Source organism: Micrococcus sp. KBS0714, assembly GCF_002008305.4.
Taxonomy (GTDB): Bacteria; Actinomycetota; Actinomycetes; order Actinomycetales; family Micrococcaceae; genus Micrococcus; species Micrococcus luteus.
Genome location: NZ_CP042169.1, coordinates 1,492,450 through 1,510,149, shown reverse-complemented (window position 1 = coordinate 1,510,149; position 17,700 = coordinate 1,492,450). Strand labels below are relative to the sequence as shown.

15 protein-coding genes are annotated in these 17,700 nt (G+C 74.4%); 10 read left to right on the top strand and 5 right to left on the bottom strand.

Annotated elements, in window-relative coordinates; genetic code table 11:
* The first annotated feature begins 42 nt into the window (after positions 1-42).
* The gene (locus tag B1A86_RS06860) at positions 43-1,506 is read left to right on the top strand and encodes a mycothione reductase (RefSeq protein ID WP_036316674.1); all 1,464 of its coding nucleotides are present in this window, start codon (positions 43-45) and stop codon (positions 1,504-1,506) included.
* A 61-nt stretch (positions 1,507-1,567) separates the two neighbouring features.
* Here the strand turns inward: B1A86_RS06860 and B1A86_RS06855 are convergent, their stop codons facing one another.
* Together B1A86_RS06855 and B1A86_RS06850 are read right to left on the bottom strand one after the other, a co-directional pair.
* Complete coding sequence (locus B1A86_RS06855) at positions 1,568-3,406, bottom strand: long-chain fatty acid--CoA ligase (protein ID WP_036340491.1); 1,839 nt, start codon at positions 3,404-3,406, stop codon at positions 1,568-1,570.
* A 114-nt stretch (positions 3,407-3,520) separates the two neighbouring features.
* The gene (locus B1A86_RS06850) at positions 3,521-4,291 is read right to left on the bottom strand and encodes a carboxylesterase (RefSeq protein WP_036316677.1); all 771 of its coding nucleotides are present in this window, start codon (positions 4,289-4,291) and stop codon (positions 3,521-3,523) included.
* A gap of 68 nt (positions 4,292-4,359) precedes the next feature.
* On the opposite strand from B1A86_RS06850, the gene B1A86_RS06845 reads away from it, so the two are divergent.
* Entirely contained in the window at positions 4,360-5,067 is a 708-nt protein-coding gene (locus B1A86_RS06845; protein ID WP_036336720.1) for a 1-acyl-sn-glycerol-3-phosphate acyltransferase, read from the top strand.
* Positions 5,068-5,138: 71 nt separating this feature from the next.
* Positions 5,139-6,551, top strand: coding sequence for a class II 3-deoxy-7-phosphoheptulonate synthase (locus B1A86_RS06840; RefSeq protein ID WP_036316682.1), 1,413 nt, complete (start codon positions 5,139-5,141; stop codon positions 6,549-6,551).
* 24 nt (positions 6,552-6,575) lie between these two features.
* On the opposite strand, the gene pknB is transcribed toward B1A86_RS06840, so the two are convergent.
* Both pknB and B1A86_RS06830 read right to left on the bottom strand, forming a co-directional pair.
* The gene (gene pknB, locus B1A86_RS06835) at positions 6,576-8,525 is read right to left on the bottom strand and encodes a Stk1 family PASTA domain-containing Ser/Thr kinase (RefSeq protein WP_208011606.1); all 1,950 of its coding nucleotides are present in this window, start codon (positions 8,523-8,525) and stop codon (positions 6,576-6,578) included.
* A gap of 54 nt (positions 8,526-8,579) precedes the next feature.
* A complete protein-coding gene (locus B1A86_RS06830) occupies positions 8,580-9,752 on the bottom strand; it encodes a LysM peptidoglycan-binding domain-containing protein (protein WP_078025832.1) in 1,173 nt (390 codons plus the stop codon).
* 210 nt (positions 9,753-9,962) lie between these two features.
* Here B1A86_RS06830 and B1A86_RS06825 point away from each other — a divergent pair, with 210 nt between their 5' ends.
* Positions 9,963-10,361, top strand: coding sequence for an Rv2175c family DNA-binding protein (locus B1A86_RS06825; RefSeq protein ID WP_044659490.1), 399 nt, complete (start codon positions 9,963-9,965; stop codon positions 10,359-10,361).
* Between the two features lie 42 nt (positions 10,362-10,403).
* Here the strand turns inward: B1A86_RS06825 and B1A86_RS06820 are convergent, their stop codons facing one another.
* A complete protein-coding gene (locus B1A86_RS06820) occupies positions 10,404-11,519 on the bottom strand; it encodes a polyprenyl synthetase family protein (protein ID WP_078025833.1) in 1,116 nt (371 codons plus the stop codon).
* 56 nt (positions 11,520-11,575) lie between these two features.
* On the opposite strand from B1A86_RS06820, the gene dinB reads away from it, so the two are divergent.
* The 6 genes from dinB (at position 11,576) to B1A86_RS06790 (ending at position 17,696) form a co-directional block, all read left to right on the top strand.
* On the top strand, positions 11,576-12,871 hold the full coding sequence (gene dinB / locus B1A86_RS06815; protein WP_063189731.1) for a DNA polymerase IV: 1,296 nt from the start codon (positions 11,576-11,578) through the stop codon (positions 12,869-12,871).
* Positions 12,872-13,004: 133 nt separating this feature from the next.
* Positions 13,005-13,391, top strand: coding sequence for a DUF3040 domain-containing protein (locus B1A86_RS06810; protein ID WP_012750919.1), 387 nt, complete (start codon positions 13,005-13,007; stop codon positions 13,389-13,391).
* 322 nt (positions 13,392-13,713) lie between these two features.
* Positions 13,714-14,145, top strand: a complete 432-nt coding sequence (mraZ, locus tag B1A86_RS06805) for a division/cell wall cluster transcriptional repressor MraZ (RefSeq protein ID WP_002854575.1) — start codon at positions 13,714-13,716, stop codon at positions 14,143-14,145.
* Between the two features lie 142 nt (positions 14,146-14,287).
* On the top strand, positions 14,288-15,283 hold the full coding sequence (gene rsmH, locus B1A86_RS06800) for a 16S rRNA (cytosine(1402)-N(4))-methyltransferase RsmH (protein ID WP_036314148.1): 996 nt from the start codon (positions 14,288-14,290) through the stop codon (positions 15,281-15,283).
* Positions 15,284-15,303: 20 nt separating this feature from the next.
* Complete coding sequence (locus B1A86_RS06795; RefSeq protein ID WP_230297511.1) at positions 15,304-15,873, top strand: hypothetical protein; 570 nt, start codon at positions 15,304-15,306, stop codon at positions 15,871-15,873.
* A 68-nt stretch (positions 15,874-15,941) separates the two neighbouring features.
* The gene (locus tag B1A86_RS06790) at positions 15,942-17,696 is read left to right on the top strand and encodes a penicillin-binding protein 2 (protein WP_230594441.1); all 1,755 of its coding nucleotides are present in this window, start codon (positions 15,942-15,944) and stop codon (positions 17,694-17,696) included.
* Positions 17,697-17,700 lie beyond the last annotated feature (4 nt).

Genomic DNA, 17,700 nt, shown 5'->3' with positions numbered 1-17,700 from the left:
CCGGACGCCACCGCGTCCGGGCCCGTGCCTATCCTGGGAGGCATGGCCACCACTGCGGAACACCACGACCTGCTCATCATCGGCTCCGGATCGGGGAACTCCCTGGTCAGCGAACACTGGAAGGGCCGGAGCGTCGTGATCGCCGACTCCGGCCCGTTCGGCGGCACCTGCCTGAACGTCGGCTGCATCCCCACCAAGATGTACGCCTACCCGGCCAGCCTGGCGGCGCTGCCGCCCGAGGCCCGGAGCCTCGGGGTGGGGCTGGAGTTCACGGGCGCCGACTTCCCGGCCATCCGGGACCGCATCTTCACGCGCATCGACGGCATCAGCCGGGACGGGCTGCGCCACCGCCGGGATGATCTGGACTACACGAGCGTGATCCAGGAGGAGGTGCGCTTCGTCGGTCCCCGCCGCGTGCGCACCGCCTCGGGTCGGGAGATCACGGCGGACCAGGTCGTGGTCGCCGCGGGGTCGCGGCCCACCCTCCCGGAGATCCCGGGCCTGGACCTGCCGTCGGTGCACACCTCGGACACCGTCATGCGACTGGATCGGCTGCCGCGGCGGCTGCTCGTGGTGGGCGGCGGGTTCATCGCCTGCGAGTTCGCGTCCGTCTTCGCCGGGCTGGGCACCGAGGTCGTCCAGGTCAACCGCGGCCACCGGCTGCTCAAGCAGCACGACATGTCCGTGTCCACGACGTTCACGAAGATCGCGGCCCGGCGGTGGGACCTGCGCACGGGGTGGACCCCGGCCGGGATCGAACCGGTCGAGGACGCCGAGCGGGCCGCGGACGGCTGGGTCCGGGTGCGCCTGGATCGCGCGGAGGGCCAGGAGCAGACCGGCATCGTGGAGGAGGCCATCGAGGCGGACGCGGTGCTGATCGCGGTCGGCCGGACGCCGAACACGGACCGCCTCGACCCCGCCGCCGCGGGACTGGACGTCACCGACGACGGCATCCTGGCCAGCGACGAGCACCAGCGCGCACTCTCCGACGGCGCGCCGGTGGAGGGGGTCTACGTGCTCGGGGACGTCGCCAACACGTGGCAGCTCAAGCACGTGGCCAACCACGAGGCCCGCGTCGTCGCGCACAACCTGGAGCATCCGGACGACCTCCGCGCCAACACGCTCGGCCCCGTGCCGGCGGCCGTGTTCACCCACCCGCAGGCGGCCTCCGTCGGGCTCACGGTGGAGCAGGCGCTCGCCGACTACGGCGCGGACGCGATCACGGTGAAGACCCAGCCCTTCGGGGACGTCGCCTACGGCTGGGCCATGGAGGACACCGAGGGTGTGTGCACCGTCGTCGCGGAGAAGGCCACCGGACGGATCCTGGGCGGGCACATCCTGGGGCACGAGGCCGCGAACCTCATCCAGCCGCTCGTGACCGGCATGGCGTTCGGCATCGACGCCCACCGGCTCGCGCGGGGCCAGTACTGGCCCCACCCGGCCCTCACCGAGGTCGTCGAGAACGCGCTGCTGGGCCTGGACGTGCCGGACTCCGGTCTGCTCTGACCGGACCCGCGGGGACGACGAGGCCCGGCCGCGGGGGCCGGGCGCCGTCGTCGAGGGGCGTTCAGTTCTGCGGGGCGGGCTCCCCGTAGATGTCCGCGATCTGCGCGGCGAAGTCCTTCATGATCGCCGACCGGCGCATCTTCAGGGACGGGGTCACATGGCCCTCCTCCAGGGAGAAGTCGCGGTCGAGGATGCGGAACTCCCGGATCCCCTCGGCGCGCGAGACCAGGCTGTTGGCCTTGTCCACGGCCTCCTGGATGTGACGGCGCACCGCGTCCTCGCGTGCGGCCGCAGCGACGTCGAGGTCCTTCGGCAGCCCGTTCGCGGCGAGCCACGCGGGCAGGGTGTCGGTGTCGAGGGTGACGATCGCCGCGATGAAGGGCTTGCCGTCGCCGACCACCATCACCTGGGAGACGAGCGCGTCGCTGCGGATCGCGTCCTCGAGCATCGCCGGTGCCACGTTCTTGCCGCCGGCCGTCACCAGCAGCTCCTTCTTGCGGCCGGTGATCGTGAGGAAGCCGTCGTCGTCCAGGGCCCCGAGGTCGCCGGTGCGGAACCAGCCGTCTTCGAAGGCCTCCTCGTTCGCCTCCGGCCGGTTGTGGTAGCCGCGCATCAGCGACGTGCCGCGCGTGAGGATCTCGCCGTCCTCGGCGATCCGCACCTGGTTGCCGCCGAGGGGGTGTCCGACCGTGCCGATCTTCAGCCGGTCCGGCCGGCCCACGGTGATGGGGGCCGTCGTCTCGGTGAGGCCGTAGCCCTCGAGGATGGTCACGCCCACGCCGCGGAAGAAGTGCGCCAGGTCGGTGGAGAGGGGGCCGCCGCCGGAGACCGCGTACGCGAGCCGGCCGCCCATGGCCGTCCGGATCCGGCGGTAGACCAGCGCGGAGTAGAACGCGCGCTGCAGCCGCAGGGGCGCCGTCATCTGGCCCGAGTCCAGCGCCCGGGACCAGCGGATCGCCACGTCCGCGCCACGGCGGAAGATCTTCTCCTTGCCGCCGCTCTGCGCGTTGAGCAGCGCCGCGTTGTAGATCTTCTCGAACACGCGCGGCACGGCCAGCACGAAGCTCGGCTGGAAGGTCTGCAGCGAGACCGAGAGCCGCTTGATGTCCGAGACGTGCCCGCAGCGTGCGCCCGCGGCGACGGTGAGCACCGAGACGAAGCGCGCGAACACGTGCGCCAGGGGGATGAACAGCACGGTGGAGGTGTCCTCGCGGACGACGTCGCCGAGCGAGGAGGACAGGGTCTGGTTGACGAGCTCCGCGAAGTTCTCGTGCGTGAGCTCGCAGCCCTTGGGCCGGCCCGTGGTGCCGGAGGTGTAGATGATGGTCGCCAGGTCGGCCAGGCCGGCGGAGGACCGGCGCGTCTCGAGCTCCTCATCGGTGACGTCCGCGCCCAGGGCGACGAGCGCCTCGAGGCCGGAGCCGGGGGCGCCGTCGGCCGGGTCCATCGTCCACAGGCCGATCAGCTCCGGCAGGCCCTCGCGCTGCACCGCGTCCCGCACCGTCTTGGCGAGGTCCTCGTTCCCGGTCACGACGGCGCGCACGTCCGAGTCCTCGATGATCCAGGACACCTGGCTGACGGAGGAGGTCTCGTACACGGGCACGGTGACCGCGCCGGCATACCAGATGGCGAAGTCGACCAGTGTCCACTCCAGGCGGGTGGAGGCCAGGAGACCGACCGTCTCCCCGGGCTGGATCCCGGCGGCGATGAGCCCCTTGGCCAGGGCCCGCACGCGTTCGCGGGCGTCCCGGGCGGAGACGTCCGTCCACTGGTCCTGCGCGTCGGGCACCGCGAAGAGGCCGTGGTCGGGACGCTCCGTGGCCTGGCGTTCCAGGAAGTCCGTGATGTTCGCCTCCGGGGACAGGCGGGGGTGGTGGTACGGCTCGCTGATCTCGTGCATGGGACTCCTCGGGCGTCGGGTCGGTCCCGCCGACCGATGGTCGGCGGAACGGAAGTATGTGTGAGTCGTGTCACGCACACTCTACAACCGGCAGCGGCAGGGTCCGGGCGCGACTCAGTGCGTCGTCATGGCGGCGACCGCGCTCCGGCCGTGGTCGATCAGCAGCGGCAGGTCGTAGTCGAGCGTGGCGACGTGGCGGCTGCGGGGCAGTCCCACCACCTCCACGGGGGCCTGGCGCAGGCCCCGCACCAGGGTCCGGTGGCTCGAGGCGGGCACGACGGCGTCGCGGGCGGACCGGTAGACCGTCACGGGAGCGGTGATCCGCGGCAGGGCGCGGCGGGCGGCCCGCTGGATGCGGCCGAGGGCGGCGACGCCGGCCACCGGCGTGCGGGGGTAGGCGCGCTCGCGCGCCGTCGGGTCCGCGATGTCGTCCGCGATCGGGGCGACCGTGGGGACGAACGGGGCCAGCAGCGGGGCGAAGGGGGCGAGCGGGCTGGCGAAGCGCAGCGCGGGGTTCACCACGAGCACCCCGGCCACGGGTCGGTGGGCGGCGGCGTCGAGCGCGAGGGCGCCGCCCATCGAGATGCCCGCCATGACCACGCGGCCGTGTCGGGCGAGCTCGAGGTCCACGACGGCCCGGACGGCGGCGCGGATCTCGTCCGCACCGGTGGCGGCGAGGTCCTCCCACCGGGTGCCGTGCCCCGGCAGCAGGGGCACGCTCACGGGGGAGCCGCCTGCCGCGAGCCCCTCGGCCCAGGCGCGGACGGAGGCCGGAGTCGAGGTGAACCCGTGCAGGAGCACGACGCAGTGGTCGCGCCGGGCGGGAGCGGCGGGCATGAGGCGCAGGGGGAGGTCTTCGGGGGCGACGGCGACGGGGCGGGGCATGGTGCCAGGGTAAGGCAGGCGGACCATACGATGGGCAGGCACCCGACCGCCCCGACCGGAAGGCCCTCGTGTCCACGTTCTACTGGTCCGCCAAGACGTTCGCCGTGGCTCCGGCCACCCGCCTGCTGTTCCGCCCCTGGGTGAAGGGCCTCGGGAACGTGCCGGCCGAGGGCCCGGCGATCCTGGCCAGCAACCACCTGTCCGTCTCGGACTCGGTGTTCATGCCGGCCATGCTCGACCGCCAGGTGCACTTCCTGGCCAAGCACGAGTACTTCACCGGCCCGGGCGTGAAGGGCTGGGTCACCCGCCGGTTCTTCGAGGCGGCGAACCAGCTGCCCATGGACCGCTCCGGCGGAGAGGCGTCCCTGCGCTCGCTGGACGCGGGCCTCGAGGCGCTGCGGGAGGGCCGGCTGCTCGGGATCTACCCGGAGGGCACCCGCAGCCCGGACGGGCGGCTGCACCGCGGCAAGATCGGCGTGGCCAAGCTCGCGCTGGCCTCGGGCGCGCCCGTGGTGCCCATCGCGATGATCGGCACGGACCGGGTGCAGCCGATCGGCCATGTGCTGCCGCGGATCCGGCGCCTGGGCATGATCTTCGGCGAGCCGCTGGACTTCTCCGACCGTGCCGAGGCCGTCGGCGACCCCCGGGTGCTGCGGGAGGTGACGGACGAGATCATGGAGGCCATCCGGCGCCTGTCGGGCCAGGAGTACGTGGACACCTACGCGGCGGACGTGAAGGCGGGCCGTACGGCCGCTCCGCCACGCGCCCGCGACTGAGCGGGGCCCGCGCGTCGTCATCCGGGGACGCTCAGACCGGGGCGCGGCACGCGGCCCCTAGCCTGGTGCACATGACTGAAGACCCCCGCGAGAAGATCCTGGCCTTCGGCACCGCCATCTCGGAGGGCGCCGCCGACATCCCCGGCCTGGACCACTGGCGCTCGCTGCCGATCGCGCAGGCGCCGTCCTGGGCGGACGAGGCCGATCACCGCGCCGCCGTCGCCGAGCTGAGCGCCCTGCCCCCGCTCGTCTTCGCGGGCGAGGTCGACCTGCTGCGCGCCCGTCTGGCCGACGTCGCCCAGGGCCGCGCGTTCCTCCTGCAGGGCGGCGACTGCGCCGAGACGTTCGCCGGGTCCACCGCCAACCGGATCAGCGCCCGGGTGAAGACCATCCTGCAGATGGCCGCGGTGCTGACCTACGGCGCCTCCATGCCGGTCGTGAAGATGGGCCGGATCGCCGGCCAGTTCGCCAAGCCGCGGTCCTCGGACACGGAGACCCGCGACGGCGTCACGCTGCCCAGCTTCCGCGGCGAGATCGTGAACGGCTACGAGTTCACCGAGCAGGCACGCCGGCACGACGCCCGACGGATGGTGCAGGCGTACCACACCTCCGCCTCCACCCTGAACCTGGTCCGCGCCTTCACCCAGGGCGGCTTCGCCGATCTGCGCAGCGTGCACCAGTGGAACCAGGGCTTCATGGCCAACCCGGCCTACGCCCAGTACGAGGAGATGGCCGCCGAGATCGACCGCGCGGTCCGCTTCATGAACGCCGCGGGCGTGGACTTCGAGGCCATGCGCCGCACCGAGTTCTACTCGGCCCACGAGGCGCTCCTGCTCGACTACGAACGTGCCCTGACCCGCGTGGACTCACGCAGCGGCGACCCCTACGCCACGAGCGCCCACTTCCTGTGGATCGGCGAGCGCACCCGCCAGGTGGACGGCGCCCACGTCGACTTCCTCTCCCGGGTCCGCAACCCGATCGGCGTGAAGCTCGGCCCGACCACCACGGTCGCGGACGCGCTCGAGCTCGCCGAGCGGCTGGACCCGGAGCGCGAGCCGGGCCGCCTGACCTTCATCACCCGCATGGGTGCGGAGCGGATCCGGGACGTGCTGCCCGGCATCGTCGAGGGCGTCCGCGACGCGGGGCTGGAGCCGGTGTGGGTCACCGACCCCATGCACGGCAACACCGTGACCGCGGCCAACGGCTACAAGACCCGCCGGTTCGAGGACGTGATGGACGAGGTCAGCGGCTTCTTCGAGGTGCACCGCGAGCTCGGCACGCACCCGGGCGGCATGCACGTCGAGCTGACCGGCGACGACGTCGCCGAGTGCCTGGGCGGCTCCGACCCGATCAACGAGGCCGACTTCGACGCCCGCTACGAGACGCTGTGCGACCCGCGGCTGAACCACCAGCAGTCCCTGGAGATGGCGTTCAAGGTCACCGAGGCCCTCTCGCACCCCGAGCGCCGCGCGCCGCGGGCCTGACCGCGCGGCCGGGCACGCCCCGGCTCAGCCGACCCAGACGTGGACCGCGGTGCCCTCCGGCAGCGCGGTCCCGGCGGCGGGGGACTGGTGCAGGACCCGGGACTCGCCCCGGGCGGAGAGCGGCAGCGGCAGGCGATGCACGCGGGCGTCCCAGCCCTCGTCCGCCAGCGTCGTGTGCGCCGTCTCCGGATCCTGCCCGGTCATGTCCGGCACCGGGCGCACGGCGCGGCCCTCGGAGAGCACCACGCGGACCGCGGTGCCCGGCGTCGCCTGCTCGCCGGGGGCCGGGTGCTGCTCGATCACGGCCCCGGCCGGCACTGCGGGATCGGTGCGGCGCTCCGCGACCTCCACGGTGAATCGGGCGTCCCGGGCCACGCCGTGGGCCTGCCGGATCACGACGCCGGTCAGGTCGGGCACCGGCACCGGCGCGGGGCCGGCGGAGACGGTGAGCTCGACGGGGGCGCCGCGCCCCGCCGGCTCCCCGGCCGCGGGTGAGCTGGCGACGACCGTGCCCTCCGTGCGGAGTTCGTCATGCCGGGCCGTGACCGCCGCGGTGAAGCCCGCGGCGGTCAGCCGTTCCTCCGCCGCCTCCCGGGCCAGCCCGTCGAGGTCGGGGACCACCGCCACACCACCGACTCCGAGGCCGCCGGAGCCCAGCGTCCAGCCCAGCAGCAGGGCGACGCCGGTGAGCAGCAGGGTCACGGCCGCGCCGATCGCCGCGGCCCGGCCGGTGCCCTGGCCGAGGTCGAGGGCGGGGCGGCGGGCCGCCCGACGCAGCCGCCGCCGGGAGCCGCGCCCCGGATGCCGGTCCGCCGGAGCGGGGTCGAGCCCGAGCGGGCCGATCGGCTCCGCCGGGCGCGCGGCGGGCCGCGGGTCGCCCCCGTGCGTCGCCACACGGGTGTCGATGACGTCGGTCATGTCCTCGTCGAGGTCGGACTCGGCCAGGGCGGGGAGCACGCGCGTCGCGTGGTGGTCGCCGGCGTCGAGGGCCCGGGTCTCCAGGTTCCCGTCCGGGGCCGCATCCTCGAGGCCATCGGCGGCGGGGCCGGCCGGGGCCGGGTCCGCGCCCGGGCCCTCGGCGGGCTGCGCGGCGGGGCGGCGGTCCGGTGCGTCGGGGTCCAGGCCCGCCGCCACGGCCTCGATGCGGTGCAGGAGCTCGCCGGCACCGGCGGGCCGGTCGGCCGGGTCCGGCTCGGTGCACCACAGCACGAGGTCGTCGAGGTCCTCGGGGAGCCCGGGGTGCAGCGTGGACGGCACGGGGACCCGCTCGTGGACGTGCCGGTAGGCGACCTGCAGCGCGGTCGCCGCGGTGTACGGCTGGCGGCCCGTGAGCAGCTCGAACAGGATGATGCCCACGGCGTACACGTCGGAACGGGCGTCGGCGGGCGCCCCGGCGATGTGCTCGGGGGCGAGATAGGCGGGTGTGCCCACGACGGCCTGCCCGGCCATGGTGTGGGCCGTGGCGGCGCGGGACAGGCCGAAGTCCGCGACCGTCACCCGGCCGTCGTCGCGGACGAGCACGTTCTCGGGCTTCACGTCCCGGTGCACCAGTCCGGCGCCGTGCGCGGCGGCCAGGCCGTCGACGAGCGGACGCAGGAATCGCAGCGCCTCCCGGGGCGAGAGCGGTGCACGGTCCCGGATGACGGTGCGCAGCGTGCGGCCGGGCACGTGCTCCATCACGAGGTAGGCCAGCACGTCGCCGTCCTCGGCCTCGGTGTGGCCCTGGTCCAGGACCGCGACGACGTGCGGATGGGACAGCCGCGCCGTCGTCTTGGCCTCCTGCTCGAACCGGCCGACGAGGACGGGGTCCTCCGCCAGGTGCGGGTGCATGACCTTGAGCGCCACCTGGCGGTCGAGACGCTCGTCCACGGCCAGGTAGACGGTGGACATGCCGCCCCGGGCCAGCCGCTCGACGACCCGGTAGCGGCCGTCGACGATGCCCCCCACGAGGGGGTCGCGGCGTGCGCTGCTCATCGTCCCAGGGTAGGACAGGCGGCGGACCCCTCGGGGCGGTCCGCCGCCGGCGGATCAGAACATCGCCATCGCGGCGCGCACCTTGGCCACGTAGTCCCGTGCCTCCGGGTTCAGGCCGCTGTCCAGCACCCCGCCGAGGCCCTGGTAGTAGGCCCCGATGCCCTCATCGAGGGTGGGGGTGCGGTCCTGCACGTACTTGATGAACGCGACGCCGGCCACCGCGTTGTCGTGGGGGTCCAGCAGGTTCAGCTCGCGGCCCACCAGCTCCGAGGCGAACTCGCCCGTGATCGGGATGACCTGCATCGCCCCCACGGCGTTGCCGGGGGAGACCGAGGCCATGCGGAAGCGGGACTCGGTGTACGCGTGGCCCAGGGCCAGGCGAGGGTCCACGCCCATCCGCTCGGCGGTCTCGCGGACGATCTGCTGCATCTGCTCGGGGGTGGGCTGCGGGACGGCGCGCAGCAGGCGCAGGTTCTCGTTCGCCGAGGCCGTCACGTGCGGCGCGTAGGTGCGCCCGAGGAAGGTGTCGCCGACCGCCTGGACGGCCGAGACCGGCTCCACCTCGAGGGTGCCGTCGGAGATCACGAGCACGTCGCCGGGGTGCAGCGTCGAGGCCCGCGTCAGGCCGTTGAGCTCGCGCAGACGGGGGATGGAGACCTCGAACCGCTGGGAGATCCCCCAGAGGGAGTCGCCGGAGACCACGGTGTACCGGACCGTCCCGCCGGCCGCCGTCGGGGTCGTCGACGCCGGCGCGGTGGCGGGGGTCGTGGTCGGGGCGGGCGACGCGGGGGCCTTCGGTGCGGCGGCCGTGCGCTGCGTGGTCAGGACCATGCCCGGGTGGAGCATGCTCGACGCGCTCATGCCGTTGAGCCGCTGCAGCTGCGCGGCGGAGACGCCGGTGCGGCGGGCGATGACCCACCACCCGTCGTTCGGCTGCACCGTGTAGGTCCCCGCGGCCGGGGCCGGGGCCGCCGCGCCGGTCAGGCGGAGCTCGTCACCCGGGTAGAGCACGGTCTCCAGGCCCAGGCCGTTGAACCGCAGCAGGTCGGCGACGGAGACGCCGCGGGCGGCCGAGATCCGGGTGAGGGAGTCGCCCGGGCGCACGGTGTGCACCGCCGCCTCCTGGGCGTGGGCCTGGGCGGGCAGACCGGTGAGCAGCAGCAGGGGCACCGCGCCGCCGGTCAGGACGGAGCGCAGGCAGCGGGAGCGGACGGGGGTGTGGGGCACGGCAGACCTCGGCATCGGATCGGATGGATGGAACACGACGGGGAAGTGACGGGTGGGACCCGTGGCCCCCGCGGTCGACCGACGACGTCGGCGCCCGGCCATGGAGCCTCGGCGATGTTATCGGAATGTGATCTTCGTGACCATACTGAGATCTATGCCGTCCGGGGCGCGATGGGCCGGGCCCGTCGGCGGCCACGTAGGCTGGCGCCTGTGAGCACCACTTCCTCCGACACCCCGGTCCCCGCTGACGCGATCCCCGCCGAGCTCGACGCCCTCGTGGGCGAGTGGCTCTCCGTGCCCGACGTGGCGGAGCACCTCGACCAGCGCGTGACCCGCGTCCACAACCTCGTGCATGATCGCCGCCTGCTGGCCGTGCGTCGTCCCGAGCCCGCGGTGCGGTCCGTGCCGGCCCTGTTCCTCACCGAGACCGGCGTGCTCGACTCCCTGCAGGGCACGCTCGTGCTGCTGGCCGACGCCGGCTTCTCCGACGAGGAGGCCCTCCGTTGGCTGTTCACCGAGGACGAGTCGTTGCCCGGCCGGCCCATCGACGCACTCCGGGACGGCCGGAAGACCGAGATCCGGCGTCGCGCCCAGGCCCTGGCCTGGTGAGCCGGCCCCGCGGGCGGCCTTAGCCCGCGGGGTCCGTGCCGCTCAGTGGCGGCGCGACGTGTAGGCGTCGATCAGCTGCGTGAGCTCGGCGCTGACGTCCTCGGGGACGCCGTGCGCGAGCAGGCCCGCCACGGCCCCGGCCGCCTCGTGCGAGAGCGCCGCGACCCGCTCTTCGACGGCCCGGCGCGCGCCGCACGCCTCGAGGACGCCCTGCCAGTGGGCCACCCGGTCCGCACCGAGGTCCGGGTCGCCGAGGTCCGCGTCGAGCGCGGCGGCCTCGTCCGGGGCGAGCAGCTCGACGGCGCGGGCGATGAGCACCGTCTGCTTCCCCTCCCGCAGGTCGTCGCCCGCGGGCTTGCCCGTGGTCGCCGGATCGCCGAACACGCCGAGCAGGTCGTCGCGGTACTGGAAGGCCATGCCGAACGGCAGCGACACCCGGGCGAACGCGGTCACCAGCCCGTCGTCCGCCCCCGCCAGCAGCCCCCCGAGGGCGAGCGGGTGCACCGCCGAATAGCGCGCCGACTTGTGCTCCACCACCGCCTCGGCGGCCGCCTCGGCCTCGCGGGCGTCGCGCGCCGCCGGGGCCATCTCGGCCACCACGTCGAGGTACTGACCCGCCATCACGCCGAAGCGCATCCGCTCGAGCTCGGCCCGCGCCCGGTCCTCCCGGGGCGTGCCGGCGAGGACGCGCGCGAAGGCCGTCTCGCTCATCCCCAGGGCGACGTCGCCGGCGAGGATCGCGGCGGAGACGCCGAAGTGCTCCGCGGCGTGGCGCCAGCCCGCCTCCCGGTGGAGGGACTCGAAGCGGCGGTGCACGCTGGGCATCCCGCGGCGGGTGTCCGAGCGGTCCAGGATGTCGTCGTGGATCAGCGCCGCGGCCTGGAACAGCTCGAACGCCGCCCCCGCCTCGGCGATGCGGGGGTCCTCCGCCTCGCCACCGGCCGCCCGCCAGCCGAGCCAGGCCAGGACGGCGCGCAGGCGCTTGCCGCCCGCGGTCAGGTCCGCGATCGCGTCCACGAGGGGCGCGGTCAGCGGGTGGACGTCCCGGGCGAGGTCCCGGTGCTCCGCCAGCAGGCGGTCGAGGGCGTCGGCGACGGCGGCGCGGAAGCGGTCCTGGTCGGCGGGACGGGGGCGGGGGACGGCGACGTCGGCGGGCATGGCCCCACCCTAGCCGCGCCGCGCGACGGATCGCCGGTCCCGGATAGGCTCGGTCCATGTCCGAGACCGCGCCCGCTGCACCCCGCGATGAGGCGACGATCCTCCACGTGGACATGGACGCGTTCTTCCTGTCCGTCGAGCTGCGCGAACGGCCCGACCTCGAGGGGCGTCCCGCCGCCGTCGCCGCCCCGAGCGGCCGGTCCGTGGTGCTCTCCGCCTCGTACGCGGCGCGGGCCTACGGGGTCCGCTCGGCGATGCCCCTGGCGCACGCCCGCGCCCTGTGCCCGCCCCTCGTGGTCATCCCGCCGCGCCAGCAGCTCTACCGGGCCGTCTCCGCCGAGGTGATGGCCGTGCTCGCGGACGTGACCCCCGTGATGGAGCAGCTCAGCGTGGACGAGGCGTTCCTCGACGTCGCCGGCGCGCGCCGTCGGCTCGGCCCGCCCGAGCACATCGGCCACCTGATCCGGGAGCGCGTCCGCTCCGCGCTGGGGCTGCCGTGCACCGTGGGCGGCTCGGCCGTGAAGTTCGTGGCCAAGACGGCGTCCACCGCGGCCAAGCCCGACGGCCTGCTGATCGTGCCGCCGGAGCGCACCCTGGACTTCCTCCATCCGCTGCCCGTGGGCCGGCTGTGGGGCGTGGGCCCCAAGGCGGCCGAGCGGCTCGCCCGGCGGGGGGTGGCGACCATCGGCGACCTCGCCCGGGTGGACCCCGCGCGACTGGAGGCGTCGTTCGGGGCCGCCGGCCGGGAGTGGGCGTCGCTCGCCCGGGGCATCGACCCGCGTCCCGTCGCCCCGCGCCCGGCGGCCCGCAGCATCGGTGCGGACCACACCTTCGACGTCGACCCCGTCGACGTCGCGGGCGTCGACCCGGAGGTCCTGCGCCTGTGCCACCGGGTCGCGGCCCGGCTGCGTGCGGAGCAGGCCACCGCCGGCGCGGTCACAGTCCGCCTCAAGGCGCCGGACGGGTCGGTCCGCAGCCGCACCGCCCGCCTCGCCCGGCCGACCGCCACGGGCCACGACCTCCTCGGCCCGGCGCGGCGACTCGTCCGCGAGCTGCACGCCGAACGGCCGCATCCGGTCCGGCTCGTGGGCGTGCGCGCCGAGCGCCTCGGGGACGAGGCCGATCAGCCCCCGGCCCAGGAGGCGCTCTTCGGCGGTCCCGCCTGGGGGACGGAGGGCGAGGCGTCGGAGGCGGGCGACTGGGCCGGTGCCGAGGCCGCCCTGGACGCCGTCGCCCGGCGCTTCCCGACGGCGGCCGTGCGGCCGGCGTCGCTGCTGGGTCGCCGCGAGGCCCGCGCCGACGCCCGCCGGGACGCGCCGCGGCCGGGCCCCGGAGGCCCGGACCGGGAGTGAGGGGTTCCGGGGCCGGCGACGTCGCCACCTGGCTAGGGTGGGGCGGCAGGTCCTATCCTGGAGGGCAAGTCGGACGCGCGGGCGTCCCCTCCCGGTCCCGGAGGTGTCGGAGGCCGCGTTCGAAGGAGTCGCCATGCCCCTCTCAGAGCATGAGCAGCGGATGCTGGACCAGCTGGAGCAGCAGCTGCGCACCGAGGACCCCCGGCTGGCCACCCAGATGGCGGACACGGGGCGGCATCGGCTGCCCGTGGGTCGCGTCGTGGCCGGGGCCGTCCTCGCCGTGGTCGGGCTGCTCGTCGTGGTCCTCGGGGTCGCCAACCACGCGATCCTCCTGGGCGTGCTCGGCGTCGTCGTCATCGGGGCCGGCATCTTCCTGCTGACCACGCGGCCGCGCGCTGTCGCCTCCGGGGCCTCGGGCCCGGAGGCCCGCCGGTCGGGCGCACCGCGACGGCAGGGAGGCGGCGACTTCATGGGCCGCCTCGAGCGGCGCTGGGACGAGCGGCGCGCCGGAGGCGACTGAGCGCCTGGCCCGCCGGGCCCCCACTATCCTCCACTCCAGGCCCCGATCCGCTCCGGATCGGGGCCTTTCCGCTGCCCGAGGCTCCGTCGTCGCCGCGGCCCTCCACCGGGGCCCACCGGTCCTCCACGTCCCTCCACGGCGACGCCGGCCCCGGGACCCGCGGGATGGCGCGCCGGACTCGGGGGGCCTCGACACGCCCGTGGCGCCGGGACCCGCGTCCGGGGTTGATGGTGGAGGGAAGTGGGGTAATGTGGAGGGAAGGAGAGAGCATGGGTCCCGACCTTGGTCGGGAGGGACCGCTTGACGAGCCAGGGGGTCTGCCGTGTTCTTGGGCACGTACACCCCCCGGCTCGACGAGAAGTCCCGGCTGATCCTCCCCGCCAAGTTCCGCGAGGAGCTGGCGGAGGGGCTGGTCCTGACCCGGGGTCAGGAGCGCTGCATCTACGTGTTCAGCGCTCGTGAGTTCGAGCGGGTCCACGAGCAGATGAGGTCGGCTCCACTGTCCTCCCGCCAGGCCCGTGACTACATCCGCGTCTTCCTCTCGGGGGCGTCGGACGAGGTCCCGGACAAGCAGGGTCGGGTGACCGTGCCGGCGCCGCTGCGACAGTACGCGGGGCTGGACCGGGACGTGACCGTGATCGGCGCGGGGACGCGAGTGGAGATCTGGGACTCGGAGTCCTGGAACACCTACCTCGCCGAGCAGGAAGCCGCCTTCTCCGAGACCGACGAGGACGTCCTGCCCGGCGTCTTCTGACCATGACCACCCGACCTCGAGCGAGACCTCCAGCCGACGCCGCCGCACCTGACCCGTCTTCCCCTGGGCCAGGCGCGGCGGCGGACGGATGGGGATCCCGCCCGAGGTCCGCCAGGACCGCGATGTGAGCAGGAGGTCGAGAGTGGACGCAGGCCAGCCGCGCCCCGAGGACCGCCACCTGCCCGTGATGCGGGACCGCGTCGTCGACCTCCTCGCCCCCGCCGTCCAGGCCGCGCTCGAGGCCGGCCGTACGCCCGTCGCCGTCGACGGCACGCTGGGCATGGGCGGGCACACCGAGGCCCTGCTGACCCGGTTCCCCCACCTGCGCGTCATCGGCATCGACCGCGACGTCCACGCCCAGGCCATGGCCGTCGAGCGCCTCGGCCCCCTCGCCGAGCGCCTGATCCCCTTCCACGGCACCTACGACCGGGTGCCCGAGGCCATGGCCGCCGCGGGCGTCACGAAGGTCGACGCCGCGCTCTACGACCTCGGTGTGTCCTCCTACCAGCTGGACGACCGGGAGCGCGGCTTCGCCTACTCCTACGACGCTCCGCTGGACATGCGCATGGACGACACCGCCGAGCGCTCCGCCGCGACGCTCGTGGCGGAGCTGGACGAGCAGGAGCTGCGCCGCATCATCCGTCGCGACGGCGAGGAGCGCTTCGCCGGCCCCATCGCACGGGCCATCGTCCGGGCCCGCGACGAGGCCCCCATCGAGACCACCGGCCGCCTCGTCGAGGTGATCCGCTCGGCCGTCCCCGTCGCCGCGGGGGCAACCGGCGGGCACCCGGCCAAGCGCACCTTCCAGGCCCTGCGCATCGCCGTGAACGAGGAGCTCGACATCCTCGACGCCGCCGTGCCCGCCATCCTCGACGCCCTCCACGTGGGCGGGCGCCTCGTGGTGATGAGCTACCACTCCCTCGAAGACCGCATCACGAAGCGGCACCTGAGCGCGTGGGCCACGTCCACGGCGCCCCCGGGGTTCCCAGTGGTGCTGGAGGAGCACGAACCCGTGGTGCGGGTGCTCACCCGCGGCACCGAGAAGCCCACCGAAGAAGAAATCTCCGAGAACCGTCGCGCCTCCTCCGCGAGAGTGCGTGCGGTTGAGAAGATCAGGACGTCCAGGACCACGGCATGACGCTGCACGAGGAGATGAGCATGGCCGCACACGCACGGATCGCAGAGTCGCTGCGCCCCGGGTCGACCCCCGTCGCCCCTGCGCGGCCGACTCCGCAGGAGCGCACGCCGCTCTCGGTGGTGCCCGCCCCGCTGCCCCGATCCCGCTCCGGGGTGACCGTGCTGTGCGTCCTCGTGGTGCTCGCCGCGCTCGCGGCGGTGCTCGTCATGAACATCACGATGTCCAACCGGCAGTACGCCCTCCTGGACCTGCGCCAGGAGCAGCAGGCCGTCACCGAGACCAATGAGCGGCTGGCCGAACAGGTGGGCCACCTCGAGGCGCCGCAGAACCTGGCCGCGCGCGCCGACGCCCTCGGGATGGTCGCCCCCGCCGGCACCGCCTCCGTGGACGCGGGCACGGGCCAGTTCAGCGGCGAGGCCCAGGCGGCCCAGGACGGCGACATCTCCGCCACCTACGTCGCGCCGCCGGCGGACGCGGACGCGGTCCGCCAGGGGACGGCCGGCGACGGCCAGGACGAGATCGAGGGACCGCGCACCCTCGGCGGCGAGGACGCCTCCGCCGCCCCCGACCAGGACGCCGCCGACCGTTGATCGACCGTCCCGCCTCGCACCTTCCCCGCGGCGGATCGACGGTCGGGCCCGCTCCCGGGCACCCCGCCGTGCGCACCCGCATCCTTCTCCTGCTCGTCTTCGTCCTGCTCGGCGGGCTCGCACTGCGGCTCGTCTACGTGCAGGGCATCGACCCCACGGGGCAGGCCGCGGCGGCCATGGACCAGCGCCTGACACACCAGGAGACCCTGCCGCAGCGCGGGTCCATCCTGGACCGCGACGGCGACGTGCTGGCCGCCAGCGTGCGCCGCTACGACATCGTCGTGGACCAGCGCCTCGTCAAGGACTTCAACGAATGGGACCGCGAGGCCCGGGAGACCGTGCTGGTGGACGTGGACTCCCGCCTGGCCAGCCTGGCCGAGGTGCTCGGCATGTCGGAGGAGGAGGTGCGCGAGGCCACCATCGGCTCCCGCCCGTACGCCGTGGTGCGTCGCTCCGTGACCCCGGAGGTGCGGGATGCGGCCATGGCCCTCAACGTGCCGGGCCTGCTCTCCGAGGCGGTGGACCGCCGCACCTACCCGAACGGGTCGGTCGCCGGCAGCATCATCGGCTTCATGGGTGGCGACGGCACCGCCCTCGAGGGCCTCGAGCTCAGCCAGGACGACGTCATGACCGGCACCCCGGGCACCCGCACGTTCGAGGTGGGCGCAGACGGCATCCGCATCCCCAACGCCCCGCTCGAGGAGGTTCCGGCCGTGGACGGCGCCGACCTGCGCCTGACCGTGGACAAGGACGCCCAGTGGTTCGCGCAGGAGACCCTCGGCGCCCTCGCCGCCGAGTACGAGGCGGAGTGGGCGAACGCCGTCGTGATGGACGTGAAGACGGGCGACGTGATCGTCATGGCGGACTCCACCACGGTGGACCCCGCCGACCCCGACGCCACCGAGGGGAACTTCCGCACCTCCACCGTGATGAGCACGCCGTACGAGCCGGGCTCCACGGGCAAGGCGCTGCCGATCGCGGCCGCCGTCGACGCCGGGAAGGTCACCGCCACGGACGGCTTCACCGTCCCCGGCAGCCAGGACTTCGACGGGCAGACCATCCGGGACTTCTCCCCGCACCCGACGTTCGACATGACCGTGGCAGGCATCTACGCGCGCTCCTACAACACGGGCACGGTGCAGATCGCCGAGAAGATCACGGACGAGCAGCGCTACGAGTACATGCGCTCCTTCGGGGTCGGCCAGCCCATCGACCTCGGCCTGCCGCAGCAGGCGGGCAGCGTCCTCGTCCCGCCCGAACAGTGGGACGGCCGCCAGCGCCTGACCACGGCCTTCGGCCAGGGCTACACCCAGACCACCCTGCACACCGCCCAGATGTACCAGGCCCTCGCCAACGGCGGCGTGCTGATCCCGGCCCGGCTGATCGACGCCACGGTGGACGGCGACGGCGCGGAGAAGCGCTGGGAGTCGTCCGCGGAGCCCCACCGCGTGGTCTCCGAGGAGACGGCGGCGCAGATGCTCCGCATGATGGAGACCGTCGTGACGCAGGGCACCAGCAAGGCCGCCGCGATCCCCGGGTATCGCGTGGGCGGCAAGTCCTCCACCGCCGAGGCCGCGAGCGACACCGGCACGTACGACGGCTACAACCTCGGCTTCACCGCCGTCGCCCCGCTCGACGACCCCCGCTTCGTGGTGTCCGTGTCCATGCATCGGCCGCCGTCGAAGCAGGGCTCCCGAGACGTGTCCGTCGCGGCCGCCACGATCATGGAGTACATGCTCCGCCAGGCGGACGTGCCCGCCACCGGAGCCGAGCCGAACGACTACCGCGTCTTCGTGGACGATCCGCAGGACCGGCCGTGGTGACCCA

Excerpts from the sequence above, each read along its gene's own strand:
- B1A86_RS06860 (WP_036316674.1), top strand. The coding sequence starts at position 43 with ATGGCCACCACTGCGGAACACCACGACCTGCTCATCATCGGCTCCGGA.
- B1A86_RS06855 (WP_036340491.1), bottom strand. The coding sequence starts at position 3,406 with ATGCACGAGATCAGCGAGCCGTACCACCACCCCCGCCTGTCCCCGGAG.
- B1A86_RS06850 (WP_036316677.1), bottom strand. The coding sequence starts at position 4,291 with ATGCCCCGCCCCGTCGCCGTCGCCCCCGAAGACCTCCCCCTGCGCCTC.
- B1A86_RS06840 (WP_036316682.1), top strand. The coding sequence starts at position 5,139 with ATGACTGAAGACCCCCGCGAGAAGATCCTGGCCTTCGGCACCGCCATC.
- pknB (WP_208011606.1), bottom strand. The coding sequence starts at position 8,525 with ATGAGCAGCGCACGCCGCGACCCCCTCGTGGGGGGCATCGTCGACGGC.
- B1A86_RS06820 (WP_078025833.1), bottom strand. The coding sequence starts at position 11,519 with ATGCCCGCCGACGTCGCCGTCCCCCGCCCCCGTCCCGCCGACCAGGAC.
- dinB (WP_063189731.1), top strand. The coding sequence starts at position 11,576 with ATGTCCGAGACCGCGCCCGCTGCACCCCGCGATGAGGCGACGATCCTC.
- B1A86_RS06810 (WP_012750919.1), top strand. The coding sequence starts at position 13,005 with ATGCCCCTCTCAGAGCATGAGCAGCGGATGCTGGACCAGCTGGAGCAG.
- B1A86_RS06795 (WP_230297511.1), top strand. The coding sequence starts at position 15,304 with ATGGCCGCACACGCACGGATCGCAGAGTCGCTGCGCCCCGGGTCGACC.